Origin of the sequence: Pseudoalteromonas sp. A3 (assembly GCF_025942345.1) — a bacterium.
Classification (GTDB): domain Bacteria; phylum Pseudomonadota; class Gammaproteobacteria; order Enterobacterales; family Alteromonadaceae; genus Pseudoalteromonas; species Pseudoalteromonas atlantica.
The window spans coordinates 550,103-565,471 of the sequence record NZ_JAPCKL010000002.1 but is presented as its reverse complement, the minus strand read 5'-3'; the positions used below and the strand labels follow the sequence as shown (position 1 = coordinate 565,471).

The 15,369-nt window shown below is 37.4% G+C and carries 10 protein-coding genes; 3 read left to right on the top strand and 7 right to left on the bottom strand.

The features are described 5' to 3' along the window. The first annotated feature begins 74 nt into the window (after positions 1-74). Positions 75-479, top strand: coding sequence for a MerR family transcriptional regulator (locus tag OIZ54_RS05565; protein ID WP_264389938.1), 405 nt, complete (start codon positions 75-77; stop codon positions 477-479). Between the two features lie 34 nt (positions 480-513). Here OIZ54_RS05565 and OIZ54_RS05560 read toward each other — a convergent pair whose 3' ends face one another. The 5 genes from OIZ54_RS05560 to OIZ54_RS05540 form a co-directional block, all read right to left on the bottom strand. Continuing rightward, positions 514-690 (bottom strand): hypothetical protein, encoded by a 177-nt coding sequence (locus OIZ54_RS05560; RefSeq protein ID WP_264389937.1) that lies wholly within the window; start codon positions 688-690, stop codon positions 514-516. Between the two features lie 160 nt (positions 691-850). Continuing rightward, a complete protein-coding gene (gene rmuC, locus OIZ54_RS05555) occupies positions 851-2,317 on the bottom strand; it encodes a DNA recombination protein RmuC (RefSeq protein ID WP_264389936.1) in 1,467 nt (488 codons plus the stop codon). A 1,135-nt stretch (positions 2,318-3,452) separates the two neighbouring features. Continuing rightward, positions 3,453-6,596: a DEAD/DEAH box helicase gene (locus OIZ54_RS05550; RefSeq protein WP_264389935.1), complete on the bottom strand. Its 3,144-nt coding sequence runs from the start codon at positions 6,594-6,596 to the stop codon at positions 3,453-3,455. Between the two features lie 436 nt (positions 6,597-7,032). Next, positions 7,033-7,995, bottom strand: coding sequence for a hypothetical protein (locus tag OIZ54_RS05545; protein ID WP_029771890.1), 963 nt, complete (start codon positions 7,993-7,995; stop codon positions 7,033-7,035). Between the two features lie 15 nt (positions 7,996-8,010). Continuing rightward, positions 8,011-9,249: an AAA family ATPase gene (locus OIZ54_RS05540; protein ID WP_004586301.1), complete on the bottom strand. Its 1,239-nt coding sequence runs from the start codon at positions 9,247-9,249 to the stop codon at positions 8,011-8,013. Between the two features lie 774 nt (positions 9,250-10,023). Here OIZ54_RS05540 and OIZ54_RS05535 point away from each other — a divergent pair. Further along, the gene (locus OIZ54_RS05535; protein ID WP_004586302.1) at positions 10,024-11,238 is read left to right on the top strand and encodes a hypothetical protein; all 1,215 of its coding nucleotides are present in this window, start codon (positions 10,024-10,026) and stop codon (positions 11,236-11,238) included. A 62-nt stretch (positions 11,239-11,300) separates the two neighbouring features. Here the strand turns inward: OIZ54_RS05535 and OIZ54_RS05530 are convergent, their stop codons facing one another. Continuing rightward, positions 11,301-12,176, bottom strand: coding sequence for a DNA replication terminus site-binding protein (locus OIZ54_RS05530; protein ID WP_054981984.1), 876 nt, complete (start codon positions 12,174-12,176; stop codon positions 11,301-11,303). 978 nt (positions 12,177-13,154) lie between these two features. On the opposite strand from OIZ54_RS05530, the gene OIZ54_RS05525 reads away from it, so the two are divergent. Next, the gene (locus OIZ54_RS05525) at positions 13,155-14,504 is read left to right on the top strand and encodes a class II 3-deoxy-7-phosphoheptulonate synthase (protein WP_024032363.1); all 1,350 of its coding nucleotides are present in this window, start codon (positions 13,155-13,157) and stop codon (positions 14,502-14,504) included. Between the two features lie 53 nt (positions 14,505-14,557). Here the strand turns inward: OIZ54_RS05525 and OIZ54_RS05520 are convergent, their stop codons facing one another. Further along, a complete protein-coding gene (locus OIZ54_RS05520) occupies positions 14,558-15,367 on the bottom strand; it encodes a pyruvate, water dikinase regulatory protein (protein WP_004586305.1) in 810 nt (269 codons plus the stop codon). Positions 15,368-15,369: the final 2 nt, after the last annotated feature.

The window sequence follows — 15,369 nt, the reverse complement described above, 5'->3', positions numbered from 1 at the left end:
TAAATTGACATTACAGGCACTATAACCTTAAAGTCAGCTTTAAGGTCAACCCGCTTTTTATAGTAGAGGCAATAATGAAAATAGGTGAACTATCTAAGCACTCGGGTATTGCAGCAAGCACCATACGGTATTACGAAAGTATAGGGCTGCTGCCACCCGGTACGCGAAATAACAACGGGTATAGGCAATACGACAAAGCCAGTGTAGAGCAGCTTAAAATGATTAAGTTTGCACAAAGTTTAGGGTTTTCGCTTGAAGAAATCCCCTCCCTGCGTAAACCTAATGAGGAGCTAGATCACAACGCCATTATTGAGCGCCTCACTCAAAAACAACATGAAGCTAATGCACTAATAGAGCAGCTACAGCGTAAGTCAGAGCGTATTGGTAATTTAATTACACTGCTTAATGCAAACTGGTCTAATGGAGAGTGTATTGGCGATGAAAAAATAAATGAGTTATTGAATGAGGTGGAGTATTAAAGGCGTAAGCGAGTACATGTGAGCTTAAGTTGTATTAGTTTTGCGGCGCTTTACCATGAAAATTGATATAAAGCTTTTGTAAGTTGTCAGGCATTAGAGGCCAACCAACCGCAATAGTATGAGAACTTGCGCCCCAAAATAATGTTTCTACGTAATATACGTCTATGTATTCAATTACTTTTGCCTCGGCGTTTACTAGCTTTTCAGCCATAAAACTTAAATAACGCTATTTTTGCTCCACAGTACCAAGAGCAAAAATAGCATCTCTATCCTCATAATTTATAGGGGTTAACGCTAACCTTTGCGAATTGAGTAAGGGAAAAACCATTAACCTTCCTTTTAATGTATAAAACAGTAGAGATAAATCGAATTTAATCTAGCTCTAATTGGGCTTTTTCTACGCTGTCGTTTGGTAACTCTTTTTGAACCGATACACCTAGCTCTTTAAATTCTGAAGCTTGTTTAATTAAGTTACCTTTACCACGGTAAAGCTGTGAAAAGGCTTTATCGTAGCTTTCTTTGGCGCGGTCTAGTTGCTTGCCAACACCTTCCATACTCGTTAAAAAGCCATTGAGCTTGTTATAAAAGCGCTCTGCACGATTCGCCAGCTCTTTAGAGTATTTAGTTTGCTCTTCAAAGCGCCACAGCTGTTTAACAATATTAAGGCTTGTAAGCAGAGTAGTTGGTGTAGCAACTAAAATGTTTTTTTCGATAGCTTGTTGGTAAATATCGCTTTGATATTTAAGCGCCTCTACAAATGCAGATTCTATAGGCACAAACATAATAACTACTTCAGGCGAATTTATACCAGGGAGACGATCGTACGATTTACTGGCAAGCTCGTTAATACGCGATGTAACGGCATTTACATGCTCTTTAATTGCTTGGCTAGCCTCTAGCTCGTTTTCGGCATTAACGTAGCGGGTATAAGCATTTAGCGATGTTTTAGCGTCAATCACTAAGTGGCGGCCCTGAGGTAAATACACCACTACGTCGGGGCGCAGTCGACCGTCTTCGGTATTAAACGATACTTCGCGTTTGTAGTCGGTACCCGCGCGCAGGCCTGCGCTGTCGAGTACGTTTTCGAGCATTAGTTCTCCCCAATTACCTTGGGTCTTTTTTTGCCCTTGTAAGGCATTACTAAGTTTATCGGCTTGCTCGGTAATAGCTTGGCTTTTAGCTTGCAAGTGCAGTAGCTCAGTTTTAAGGGCAGCACGTTGTTTTAAGTCTTCAACGTGAATCGATTCCATTTTATCTCTAAAGCCTTTTAGCTCCCCTTGAACTGGCTTTAATAGTTGCTCAATGCTTTCTTGGTTTAGGGTTTTAAAGCTTTGCGATTTTTCTTCTAAAATTTTATTAGCTAGGTTTTCAAACTCTTTTTTAAGCACATTTTTGCTTTGCTCTATTTGTGCAAGCTGCTCGGTAAAGTTTTGCTGCTTTTGCTCAAGCGTAGTTCGCATATTATTAAGCTCAATATCGCGCTGGTTATATTGCTCTCGCAAGGCACTCAGTTCGCCTTCGGCTTTACGCCAAAAATGGTTATATTGAACACTTTGTTTTTCTTGCTCGCTAAAGCGAGTTTTAAAATGCTGCGCTTCATCGCGTTGCTCTTGATGTGATTGCTCGAGCAGCTCGTGCTCATCAAATAAGGCGGTGTATTGCAGCTGTTTATTGTCGTACTGGTTTTGTAATAACGATAACTGTTGCTGTTGCTCGCTAATGTGTTGTTTTAATTTATTACGAGAAGGGATCGACACTAGGCCATACAGTACTAGCCCTGTTGCAAGCCCTGCGCTGGCACTTAACCAATCTATATGCGTTAATAGCTGAGTAAACATAAAATAAACTTATAAAATTTAGAGACATGCCATCATAACGAATAAAGGTAGTGGGGGGTAGAGGGCGTAACATTTACTAAAGGCATAAAAAAAGCCAGCTAAAAGGGCTGGCTCAATCATTACTAAATTTAGTAACCAATCAGGGAAATCAACATGAAGCTTGTGATAACTGCAATTAATCAACAAGCGTAATAGTAGACGCCACTCATTAAATTAAGTTCACATAAAAATATAAATAATTATAAAAACTAAAATGTGGGCATAAAAAAAGCCAGCTTAAAAGGAGCTGGCTCAATCATTACTAAAGTTAGTAATTAAACGGGGTAAATCAACATGAAGCTTGTGTTAACTGCAATTAATCAACAAGCGTAATAGTAGACGCCACTCATTAAATTAAGTTCACATAAAAATATAAATAATTATAAAAACTAAAATGTGGGCATAAAAAAAGCCAGCTTAAAAGGAGCTGGCTCAATCATTACTAAAGTTAGTAATTAAACGGGGTAAATCAACATGAAGCTTGTGTTAACTGCAATTAATCAACAAGCATAATAGTAGACGCCGCACACTAAATTAAGTTCACATAAAAATATAAATAATTTAAAAATTAAAATGTGGGCATAAAAAAAGCCAGCTTAAAAGGAGCTGGCTCAATCATTACTAAATTTAGTAACCAATCAGGGAAATCAACATGAAGCTTGTGATAACTGCAATTATTCAACAAGCATAATAGTAGACGCGTCCTTTTAAATTTAGTTCAAACAATTTATAAAAATGTATTTTAAGGTGTTAAATACAGGCATAAAAAAAGCCAGCTAAAAAGGCTGGCTCAATCATTACTAAATTTAGTAACCAATCAGGGAAATCAACATGAAGCTTGGATAACTGCAATTATTCAACAAGCATAATAGTAGACGCGTGTTTTTAAATTTAGTTCAAACTATTTATAAAAAATGCAATTTAAGGTGTTAATTACAGGCATAAAAAAAGCCAGCTAAAAGGGCTGACTCAATCATTACTAAATTTAGTAACCAAACAGGGAAATCAACATGAAGCTTGTGATAACTGCAATTATTCAACAAGCAATATAATAGACGCCGTTTGGTTAAATTAGTTCACATGCTAAGTAAAAAAATTAGCTTTTTATAAGTGATAACATTTGCTGCTCATCAAACGAAGTAAAGCTCATTGATTTATCGGTAAATAATGCATCAACAAGCGCTTGCTTATCTTGCTGCATTTTAAATACCTTTTGCTCAATTGAGTTACTCATAATTAATTTATAAACAAACACTGGATTTGTTTGGCCAATACGATAAGCACGATCGGTGGCTTGTTTTTCAACAGCCGGGTTCCACCATGGATCAAAGTGAATAACGGTATCGGCTTGAGTTAAGTTAAGCCCAGTACCGCCTGCTTTTAAACTGATTAAAAACACCGAGGTTTTGCCACTGGTAAACTCGTCAATAACTTTGTCGCGATGACGCGTTTGCCCAGTTAGCATACTAAAGTTGATATTTATATCGTTTAAACGCTCTGCAATTAAATCGAGCGCAGAGGTAAATTGACTAAAAATAATCACTTTACGACCAAGGCTTAGCATTAACGGCAAATGCGTAGTTAGCCATTCTAATTTTGCTGAACCTGCTTGTGTTTCTGGCTCAATTAATTTTGGATGACAACAAATTTGCCTTAGCTTTAGTAGCGCTTCTAAAAATGCGAGCTTACTTTTTTGTGCGCCTTGCTCAGCAAATAAGTCGATGAGCTTTTCTTCTAGGGCGCGCGTAATACCTTGGTACATATCTTTTTGCTTAGGTTCAAACTCAAACTCTTTTAACAGCTCTGTTTTTTGTGGCAGCTCTTGAGCTACCTGCGCTTTTGTGCGGCGTAATATAAACGGCATAATAAGCGCTTTTAGTTGCTCAGCTCGCTCTGAGTCGGCTTCGCGCTCAATAGGTGTTTGAAAGTGCTGTTTAAAGTGCGCTTGCGAGCCAAGTAATGAAGGCATTGCAAAGTCGAGTAACGATTTAAGCTCAAACAAATTATTTTCGATAGGCGTGCCGCTTAAACATAACTTAAAGTCGGCATTTAAACGCTTAACTAAGCGCGAGACTTGTGCAGTATCGTTTTTAATATATTGCGCTTCATCTAAAATAATATTTTCAAAATAAAGTGGCGAGTAATAAGCAATATCACGCTTTAATAATGGGTATGTAGTTAAAATACATTGCGCTTGCGCTAAATGTTGTAAAGGCTCATTACGTTGTGAGCCAAAAATAGTGGTTACTTTAAGACTTTTAGCAAATTTGGTGATTTCGTTTTGCCAATTACTTACCAAACTTGTAGGGCACACTATAAGGGTAGGGCCCGCTTGCGGGCGATTAAAACTGCTGGCCAAAAAGGCAATAACTTGTAGCGTTTTGCCAAGCCCCATGTCATCAGCAAGTATGCCGCCTAATTGGTGGCGCTTTAAAAAGCCAAGCCAATCAACGCCTTGTTGCTGGTATTCACGTAGTGTTACCGAGTCATTTAAACCGTGTAAGGGCACCACTGGCATTGCCTGCTCGGTGTTGTTTAACTCATCAAGATAACGCTCAAGAGAGTCATCATGAAGGTCTATAGTAACTGCGGTATGCTTTACCAGCTCAGGTAAATAAGAAAGCGGGATATTAAATTCATCGCGTGTTTTTACAAATTCAAAGCGTTGTTTAAATTCGGTCAGTAAATTAATGGCGGCTTTACTAATAACACCAAATTGACGCCCAACAGGGTAGTAATAAAACAGCTCACTTTGACGATTTAACGATTGATACGTGGCATCATCGGTATTAAAAAGTACAGCGGCTTTGGCATCGCTTAATTGCACTTTACAATGCATTTGGTGACCTGCAGCACGGTTTACATCGAGTGTAACGTGCCCTTGGGGGTCGGCTACATTTACTTTAGTTTGAGTTACCTGCCAGCCACGCTTTTTAAAGCCAGGGAATACTTCGTAAACAAGCCAATGTAAATGTATAGGTGATTGTTTATTAAATATAAACTCACTTTGTAAACCCCCTTTACAAAACTCAAAACCTAAATTTACTAACTCATTTGTTACTGTGTTTTCAAATGCACTATTTATTAAACTCGCGGGTGCTGTTCCCGCTAAATAATTTTTATTTTTATATTTAAATAATAGCGAAACTTTAAGCCCTTGCTCATCCATAGTGGCTTTTAAAACAGCATTACCAAGTTGCTTAACATTGACTTGTTCGTTATTCGGATGCGGAATAACACCGGCGCCAAAATTGTCGGCAAGTTGTTTATAAATGCGATCAAAATTAGCATCGTGCAGTGCGGGAATTGATTGTAAATGTGCTATTTCGTCGGCGCTAAGCTGTGTTCTGATCCGGCCGACTTTAAAGTGATCGAGGTCTAAATAAGCGGGCGGCGTGGTTTTTATCAATGCCCAATTTTTACTGTGTTCAAGCTCAATAATTAATTGCGATAACTCGTTTTGTTGCTGCCAATTAAAGTTAAGCGATTGCCCGGTTTGCGCTTTAATAGCAACACGAGAGCGTTGTAAAAATAAACGGTCGGTGGCAATTAATTGTTGTAAAGCGCTAAAGCCCCATTGACCTTTTAGCTCTAAATTACCCACTGCATTTTGTGAGCGAATCCAACTAAAGAGTCTAAAGTCACTTTCGAGCAAATCGTTTGGCGTTACAAAGCTATTTAATTGTTGCTCAGTTAAATTTCGCCCTAGCGTGTAATTATTATTTTTGTCGTAATTGGCAATTTTTGGCGTTAAAAATACTTTATTGTTTTCAATGTCTAATACAAATAAAAGAACTTGCGAAGGAGCTTTAGCATCAACACTTTTAAGTGCTGTCAGTTCACTAAACCAATCGTTAATAAAGTAGTCTTCTCCGTATTCACCTGAGTGCTCTATTTTAAGTTTAAATAATACAGCGGCTAAGTGCCTACATTTGGTTTTAGCATTACAGGTACAATGCGTATCAACAGAGTAACCAGTAGGTACTTTACTGATCTCAATGCGTTGGTTAAATGCTGATCCGGTGTCGCCTTGTACCGTTGAATCAATAACAGCAAAATCACTACTGTGCTCTAACCAACTAATTTGGCCGTTTTTATAATACTCTTTGCCTTTAACGAGCACGTTGGGCCTAAACAGCTTTTTTATAAAGCGCTCAGAAAGAGGGAACAAGGTTGCCTGCTCATTTTTTATTTCTTCAAAAATAGCCAGTAAATCATTTTTTGATAAGTTAGCAGACATGTCACTCTAAGTATTAAATTTTTAAAATAATTCTGCCAGTATATTCTTTAACTGCGCACAGCAAAAGCAATATTAACGTTATATAAACTGGTTGGAGCTGCTAGGTTAGTAAAAAATCGGTTTATACGTACTTTATGGCACTTTATCTGCCAAAGTTAGAATAGGTAAACAGCAAACACACATGTTACAAACAATTTATTAACAATGCAGGGGCTTTACAGATCAGTTTTTTACTAACAAATTAAGATCCAGCATCAAATAGTCGTAAAAACTAAATTCAGTTGGTAAAAATGTGATCTTTAAAGCAAAAATGAGGGATTTATGGGTTATAAATAGCAAAAAAGATCAGGATTTTACTAAGTAAAAAGCCCATCAGATCAGAGTTTAACTAACCTAACAGGCTTTTAAGATCACTATTTTACTAAGTAATACAGGGCTAATTAAACGCGCTTAACAGCTTAGTAAGTTGTTCTAAGCGTTTGTCAGTCAACACTTTATTATCTATTTTAATAGATACGTCACCACTTTTTAAATTACGTTGTACGTTTATAAAGTTGTTTTCAAATACAGCTTCACGTTTAGCAACCGCGCTAGGCTCGGTAGTTAAACGTTTAGTAATTGCCATTGCGCGCTTGTCGTCGCTTGTAATGGCGTTAATCTCATCGTCTGTATGTAATTCGCTAACTAGGGCGTTAAACGCCTGCTCGTCGCGCTCCTTTGCACTAACAAGCTTTTTAGCGACTTCTCTGCCTACGTGATTAGCCGTTGGGTAAAGTGAAATTACATCAGCGGGGATTTGCTCGTACGCTTTAATGGCATCTGCAATTGCGGTGTGCGATACACCTTCAATAGCGGCAATTTCGCGATAAGAGCCTTTTTTACCTTGCTCAATAAGATCGTTTTTAGTTTGTTGATAAGCTTGCCCTAGTTCCCAAAGGCTTGGGGCTATGTACTGATCTGAAGATACAGCTAAAATTTTAGCGTCTTGATCGGTAAAATCAGGAGAGCTTAAAACTAAATAATCGGCATTACCTAAAATACATGCCTTTCGACGACGTGAACCGGCAAGTACTAAGTTAGTATTTCCCTGATCCCAAAGTAAAGCAGGGTGTTGATTACGTCCATCTTCACTGATTGCAGGTAAAATATCAGAAACCGACTTTTCGTTTAATAGCGCTTGTACACGGCGATTTTTACCGTAAACCGTGGTGCTAGATTCAATATCTGCATGAGCAATAACTTTACACACTAAGGTTATTTCGCGTGTAGGGTCGCTTGGCGCTGGCATTCTTATTACATCACCAGCGCTTGCTTGCTCAAGTAATGCATCGAGGCTGCTATTGCCTACGGCAGTTGCAAATGGATCTAAGCGGGTGTCGTTTTTACGTTTTGTAGCCATTTTTATGTAACATCCTTACTTAGTGTTGTTAAGTGATGATTGGGTTGACTCCCAATTAGAACGAATAAGCATTTCTAATTCGTCCACAACATCTTTAATATTTTCTTGCGCGCGTAATAAAGACTCGCGACTTGCTAAACTATCCGATGCTTTTTGATCAAATATGGTATTAAAAGACGATGAACTAGCCGTAATTGCCGAGCTGTGATTAATTGGGTAGCTCATTACTTGGCGGCCAAACGCACTACGTACATCTTTAACAATATCGCGCTGTGAATGATTACCCTTAACGTAATTGGTCACTAAAAACTGCATAAAGTCCCAACCTTCATGACCAAGTGCCGCTACTGTGTGGTAAATCTCACCTAAACGCTTTAGATATTTATTGTTAGCATCAAAATCTACAGCTTCTGGATGAACCGGAATAAGCATCGCCGTAGAGGCCATTAAAGCATTATAAAACATAAAGTTAAGAGTAGGAGCTGTGTCGATTAAAATAATATCGAATTCGTCTTTAACCGGCTCAATAACCTTTTCTAAAAGCTTATGATAATGACGTGTTTGTTCGTAATTAGAGGTGTCTTTTAAAAGTGTTGCGGTCTCGTGTTCAAAGTAAAAGTCATCCATACCTGAGGGTAAAACACGAATATTTGGAATATGCGTAGTCACAAAAGCACTAGAAACAAACTCTGGCCAGGTTTCGCCTTCGTCTAAATCAATACAATCACGCATTAAGTCGCCTACCGTAACAGGGTCGTGATCGTTAGAAGGGAAAAAGCTAGAAGACGAACCTTGAGGATCTAAATCAATAATACCAATACGATAACGTTTGATATTAGTCGTGGCCAACGCAGCAGCAATATTAACCATACTGGTTGTTTTACCACAGCCACCTTTAAGTGAATTAATAACAATAACTTGGAGTTTATCGTTAGCAGTACGGTGATCTGGCTGAATATCCATGATATCGGCCATCGCAAAAATATTAACTAACGTGTACGCATAGTGCCCATTTGCACCACGCTTAATATTTAAATCATCAAAGTCACCATTGTCATGACGACGTTTTAAGGTACGATTATTACACCCTAATAAATCTGCTGCTGCTTTTTGGGTGTAAGTTCTTAATTCTTTTTCTTCTGATTTAAGATGAGCGCGATAGTGTTGTATGCGTCCTTTTAAAGATTTTTCAGCAACTTCGGCTGTTGCTTTTAAAAGCCGGTAAGTACTTAGCGCGTTATTATTGATAGACATACTTTCTTCCTCAAAGTTAGGCAGTTAGTATAATGTCCATTCAAATAGCTGTAAACAACTATTTAAGGCGACATGCATTTTAATAACAAGACATTTAAAAATATTTTTACACCTTTAAGATTGCTTAGTATAAATAAAGAAGTTTAAAGGTGGTTAAATATATAAGGTAATAAAGGGTAAGGGTGTATAATAGCTATATAACTATATGATATTTATAAATAATGTTAAAAAAAGAAGATCACCTTTATACTTGGTTAAGATCAGATCTTTATCTACATGCAGATCAGCTTTTTACTAAGCCTTATTTAAATATTAGAGTTATGCACAACTTACTCAATAAGTTATGTACAAAATGACTGTGTGAGATCAGTTTTTTACTAAGTAAATTATAAAGTTATACACTTAAGCTTACGAAGAACAGGGCGTTTAATTGGTATAGATCTGATCTGTAGTAAGTACAGATCAGATCTATGCTAACTCGAAGTGCTGTTATCCACAGCAGGTATTTATTTTACTAACGTTTGTCGTGTAAAAAGTTTAAAAATAGCGCTTTTAATGGACAAAAAATAAATTGAGTTAGTAAAAATTTAGCTTGAGAAGCTTATCTTAGTAAAATAGTGATCTTAAATTAAGCTTATCACTCCCTACTTAGTATAATAATGATCCGTTACGTTTATTTATAGTCGGATCAGTTTTATACTAACTTAAACATTTAACTTTTGTTGTTTAATGTGTTGTTATTAGCTGTCGCAATAAAAAATGGAAATCAGAACAATGAGCCGAAAGGTCAACATCTCGGTAGATAACTTGCCCGATACACTTAGGGGCCAAATACACGGGGTGGAAAGTGCAATAGATAACGAAAGTTTAGCACTATTTACAGATAACAAAGATGTGCGAATTTCTATCGAAAATGCCGCTCATGGGTTACGTGCTTATTCAAACACGTTTAACCACTATGATTTATGGGGGCGTTTTGTACGTTCTGGGCATAAAAAATTGCCATTGGAAGAAGCACCTAAAAAAACAATTATTACGCGTAAAATATCCGAAAAAGTAGATGGTATTTTATATGACGGCGAAATAAAAATTACACCGGCCGTTGTAAGCACGCGTAAAGATGGCGAAGACGTAGAATATTTAGTGTGGCCATCGGATAGAGAAGAAAAAGTTGAGCGCGCGTTAATTCGACTTGCATCGAAAGGTAAAATCGTAAAAATCAATTTTAAGTCCGGTATTCAATATGCCGTGGTTTTTTCGATGAACGAATTAGCCCAAGAACTTAAAGCGGTTGGCCAATCAATGCCATACCCACAAATTAAAGAATCACTTGAAGCACTTCAAGGTTCTAAACTTTCATTTAAATACTCGGCTACTGATACTAAAAATACAGATATTGATGACTCTTTTTATGAGTCAAACATGAACTTTTTATCATCTCTTCATTTTAGTGGTAAAAAAGGCCAAGGCGGCAACGTTAAATGTGTTGCATGTTTAAATGCATTTGTTCATAACATGATTGATAACCTTGAATACAAAGGATATTACTTTAACAGTGCGCAAGAGCTAAAACGTGGTTTATCGCGTTGGATGATGCTGCGTTTATACCACCTTTGGCGTTATGCCGCGCCTGGTAAAACGTATCATTTTAGATTGCTATCTATTATGGAAAAATACGGCTCTATTTATTCAACCGACGATATCACAGAAAACAAATTAAAAGCATTACGCCGTGATATGACCACAACAATGAAAGATTTGATTGAAAAAGGGGCTATTTCAGAATACAGCATTACTAATGTAAAAGATGATAAAACCGGTAATATTATTGATTACACCTATGAAATGCATCCTTCTGATCAGTTTTGTGATGAGATACTCACGCTCAATAAGCACAATAAGCGTATTGAGATTCAAGGTGGTAAACGAATTGTCGAAAACGCAGTTTTAATTGACGAAGATAAAATAGAAGAAATAGTCGAAAAATAACAACGGTTAAAATAATAGACTACTTACCAAAAAGGCCACACAGTGTGGCCTTTTTAACATAATTAATTATCTACTTGTTCTAAGTAAAGCCTATCCACTAAAAAGTCATACTCTTTTTTTCTCGGGTGAGACTCTGGTTTTTGATAATCTGGCAAAGTACCTAACTTAACATCGGGCTGTGGGTTAATTAAAATAAACGGCAATGCAGCACTTACGTGATACCTATTTTCTGCGGTATACCTAACATTAACTTGGGGGCTTACTCGGGTAGGGCGGCGAATTCTTAACTTTTCTTTTTCACCTAAACTAGCTACTCGCATTTGCTCTTGTGCAACAAGGGACTGCCATTTTTGTTGGTCGATCATTCTTGGATTTCTATAACCAGCAGATTTATCGAGCATTTCAAGTGCCATTTTTTTAGTTAGAGTTTTAGTTGCATGCTTATGCATCCAAGTAAATCTCACTGAAAAAGGGGACTCACTTTGAAAATGAATTTTTCGATAGGCTGCAAGAGTGATTAAATTTGGAACCGCGTTATGAACAGCTTCAAATCGAGCATCGTTATTATCGATAGCCAAAACACACTCCTTAAAAGCAGCCTTAGCTTTATTAACTTGTTGTATTCGGCTAGTTAATGCTGCGACATCTGCATTTTTTAGAACCAAAAGCCCAGGATGACGCTTGAGTACTCTACTACTTAAACTTTCTTTTTTATAAATATCAGTAAACGAATTTAAAATTGCCCTATGAGCAATTTCGCCGGTTAATTTTTTTACAGGAATTGACTCGGGAATAATATTTTCATCAACGCTATTTATATCTGGTAGCTGATAATACTCAGCTTTTGAATATTCACAGACACGTAATTCATCAATCAATAACGATGTTAATTCATTCATTAAATCAAACTGACTTCTTATTTGTACTTTAGAAACCATAACCACCCTGAGAACACATCTTACTTATCTAATTATTAAGTTTAACCTTTTGCTTTGTCCTTTTAAAGTTGATTTATTCCACTAATGCCAAGATTATTTATAAACAACGTTAAGTATGATGTGTTCTTAATGCTGTTTGCTTATGCTTGTGAGATTCGGTGCTTGCATATTTGCATATAACATAAAGAATTAGTGAAACCGGGCGTGATCAATACACTTATGTGTATTTAAGCTGTATGGGGAAATTTGTTGTAACGCAGGTAATTGCTAGGGCTTTTATATATTATAGCTGTGTAAAATTGTTATTTAGCTTTTAGTTTAAGGCCAGCAATCAATTTTTTGGTTCGACACTTTAGATAGTGTTGGGCACTCATTGTATAATTGCTTATAAGTGATACTTGTAATACAGCGCTAGGCTCCTGTGATGGGGAAGGCTGCTCTGTCAAGATGAACTCTACTACAACTTAGTATTTAAAGTAGTCGTTCACACAGACTGTTTTTAGTAGCCCTAATTAGAGTACTGGCATCGTCTAACAACCAGATCACAGTTGTACAGAATAAAGTGGACTTATTGCTATAGCCTTGCACAACCTCCGAGTCACATACCACGCTCTCAAAATAAATTCTAGTCACTTGGTTTATTTAATTAAATCACCACTGTAAAGCTAAGATTACATTTAACCCACTTTAAGTATGATGTGTTCCTATAGAAACTGTTAACTTTAAGGCTTTGAATTCAATTTGGTTTGGGATGGTTAAAAAAACGCCTTCATATATTTAACTTATTGTATTTAAATAAAAATAGTAAAATTAAAACACGCTTAAAACTAAGCCTGAGCAGCCTTAAAATCACAAATAACCTTATATATATTTAACTCATAACAAATTAGTTGGTAAATAGTGAATATAGTCCTTGAACTTAGGGCCATGCATACGTTAATTTCTTTATATCAGGTAAAGTAGGAATGAGGAAAGAACATGCAATCGTGGAACCCAAATAGCTGGAGAGAACTGCCAATACTGCAGCAGCCACAGTACCCAGATCAAGAAGAACTGAAAACAGTAGAAAGCCAGTTAAAGAGTGCTCCGCCACTTGTTTTTGCAGAAGAAACAAGAAGCCTCTTTAAACAATTAGAAGATGTATGTGAAGGTCGTGCATTTTTACTTCAAGGTGGCGACTGTGCCGAATCATTTAGCGACTTTAATGCCGCTAATATTCGCGATACATTTAAAACCATTTTACAAATGGCAGTTGTTTTAACATACGGCGGTAAATGCCCAGTTGTTAAAATTGCACGTATGGCTGGCCAATACGCTAAACCACGCTCTGCAGATTTAGAAACTATTGACGGTGTATCTTTACCATCTTACCGTGGTGATATTGTAAATAGCTTTGAGTTTACAGAAGAAGCACGTATTCCAGATCCACAACGTTTAATGAAGGCATACCACAATAGTGCAGCTACATTAAACTTACTTCGTGCATTCGCACAAGGTGGCTTAGCAGATTTACACCAAGTGAATCGCTGGAACATGGGCTTTGTAGCCGCTAATCCGCAAAAAGAACGATTCCAACAGCTTGCTGACAAAATTCAAGACGCACTTGAATTTATGGAAGTATGTGGCATTAATTCTACTATTGCGCCAAGCCTTAAAGAAACCGACTTATACACGTCTCACGAAGCGTTATTACTAGGCTATGAAGAAGCACTAACTCGTCGCGATCACCTTTCAGGTGACTGGTACGACTGTTCTGCGCACTTTGTGTGGATTGGTGAGCGTACTCGTCAATTAGACCATGCACATATTGAGTTTTTCAAAGGTATTAAAAACCCTATTGGTGTTAAAGTTGGCCCAGGAATGGACCCAGATGACCTAATTCGTTTAATTGATGCAGTAAACCCAGATAACATTCCGGGTCGTTTAACGCTAATTACACGTATGGGTGCCGACGTACTGCCAGAAAAACTTCCAGCACTTGTAAGACGCGTTCAGCAAGAAGGCCGTAAAGTTATTTGGAGCTCGGATCCAATGCACGGTAACACTGAAAAAGCGACATCAGGCTATAAAACGCGTAGCTTCGATAATATCATGCGCGAAATTAGCCAGTTTTTTGCTGTACACAAAGCTGAAGGTTCATACGCAGGTGGTATCCACTTAGAAATGACTGGCCAGCACGTTACAGAGTGTACCGGTGGTGCATACGGTTTATCTGATGATGACCTAGCGCAACGTTACAAAACACAATGTGACCCGCGTCTAAATGCAGACCAAGTATTAGAAGTAGGCTTTTTAGTAGCTGACTTATTAAAAGACGCTCGTAAATAAAAAATTAAAGCCGCATATAGCGGCTTTTTTTAGCAAAACAGTAAATTAGTTGGTTAGTACTTACGTCGCTCAAGGTTACTGTCTATTAAGATTTTTGCAGATATTTCTTCTACAGAATGATGGGTAGAATTAAAGTATGCAATTTTATGTCGCTTATAAAGCATTTCAACTTCACGCACTTCAATTCGGCATTGTCTTATTGATGCGTATTTAGAATTTGCCATACGACGATGCCTAATTGCAGCCAAACGCTCAGGGTCAATAGTTAACCCAAATAACTTATGTTTGTAAGGGAGTAAACATTTAGGTAGTCCCTCACTCTCTAAGTCGTCTTCAGTTATTGGGTAATTTGCAGCCTTTATGCCGTACTGTAGGGCTAAGTACAAGCTTGTTGGTGTTTTACCGCTTCTGCTCACACCTACTAAAATAATATCGGCTTCAGAAAAGTTTTTAATATTTCCGCCATCATCATTCATAAGGGCATAGTTAACCGCATCTATTCTAAAGTCATAACTTTTTTCATGAATAGAGTGGGTACGATGCATTTTTGGCACTGGCGCAACATTAAGCTCTTTTTCTATTTTTTCACTGTAAGTAGACAAAAAATCATACGCGATTGCATCGGCCGATTTAATAATTTCACTTAAGTTGTGATTTACGAAGGTAAAGAATACAAATGGCTTCTCACCTTCTTTTGCAGCAGTTGCGTTTATTAACGCTTTAATTTCATTTGCTTTTTCTTCTGTTTCTACAAAAGGAATAGTTTTATGATTAAATTCAACCGGAAACAACGACAAAGTCGCGTGACCAAACACTTCGGAGGTAATCGCAGTGCCGTCTGATATATAAAAAGCAGTTCTCATAG

Bases quoted from the DNA above. Each gene is read 5' to 3' on its own strand.
- OIZ54_RS05520 (WP_004586305.1), bottom strand. From the start codon at position 15,367: ATGAGAACTGCTTTTTATATATCAGACGGCACTGCGATTACCTCCGAA.
- rmuC (WP_264389936.1), bottom strand. From the start codon at position 2,317: ATGTTTACTCAGCTATTAACGCATATAGATTGGTTAAGTGCCAGCGCA.
- OIZ54_RS05525 (WP_024032363.1), top strand. From the start codon at position 13,155: ATGCAATCGTGGAACCCAAATAGCTGGAGAGAACTGCCAATACTGCAG.
- OIZ54_RS05545 (WP_029771890.1), bottom strand. From the start codon at position 7,995: ATGGCTACAAAACGTAAAAACGACACCCGCTTAGATCCATTTGCAACT.
- OIZ54_RS05550 (WP_264389935.1), bottom strand. From the start codon at position 6,596: ATGTCTGCTAACTTATCAAAAAATGATTTACTGGCTATTTTTGAAGAA.
- OIZ54_RS05530 (WP_054981984.1), bottom strand. From the start codon at position 12,176: ATGGTTTCTAAAGTACAAATAAGAAGTCAGTTTGATTTAATGAATGAA.
- OIZ54_RS05535 (WP_004586302.1), top strand. From the start codon at position 10,024: ATGAGCCGAAAGGTCAACATCTCGGTAGATAACTTGCCCGATACACTT.
- OIZ54_RS05560 (WP_264389937.1), bottom strand. From the start codon at position 690: ATGGCTGAAAAGCTAGTAAACGCCGAGGCAAAAGTAATTGAATACATA.
- OIZ54_RS05540 (WP_004586301.1), bottom strand. From the start codon at position 9,249: ATGTCTATCAATAATAACGCGCTAAGTACTTACCGGCTTTTAAAAGCA.
- OIZ54_RS05565 (WP_264389938.1), top strand. From the start codon at position 75: ATGAAAATAGGTGAACTATCTAAGCACTCGGGTATTGCAGCAAGCACC.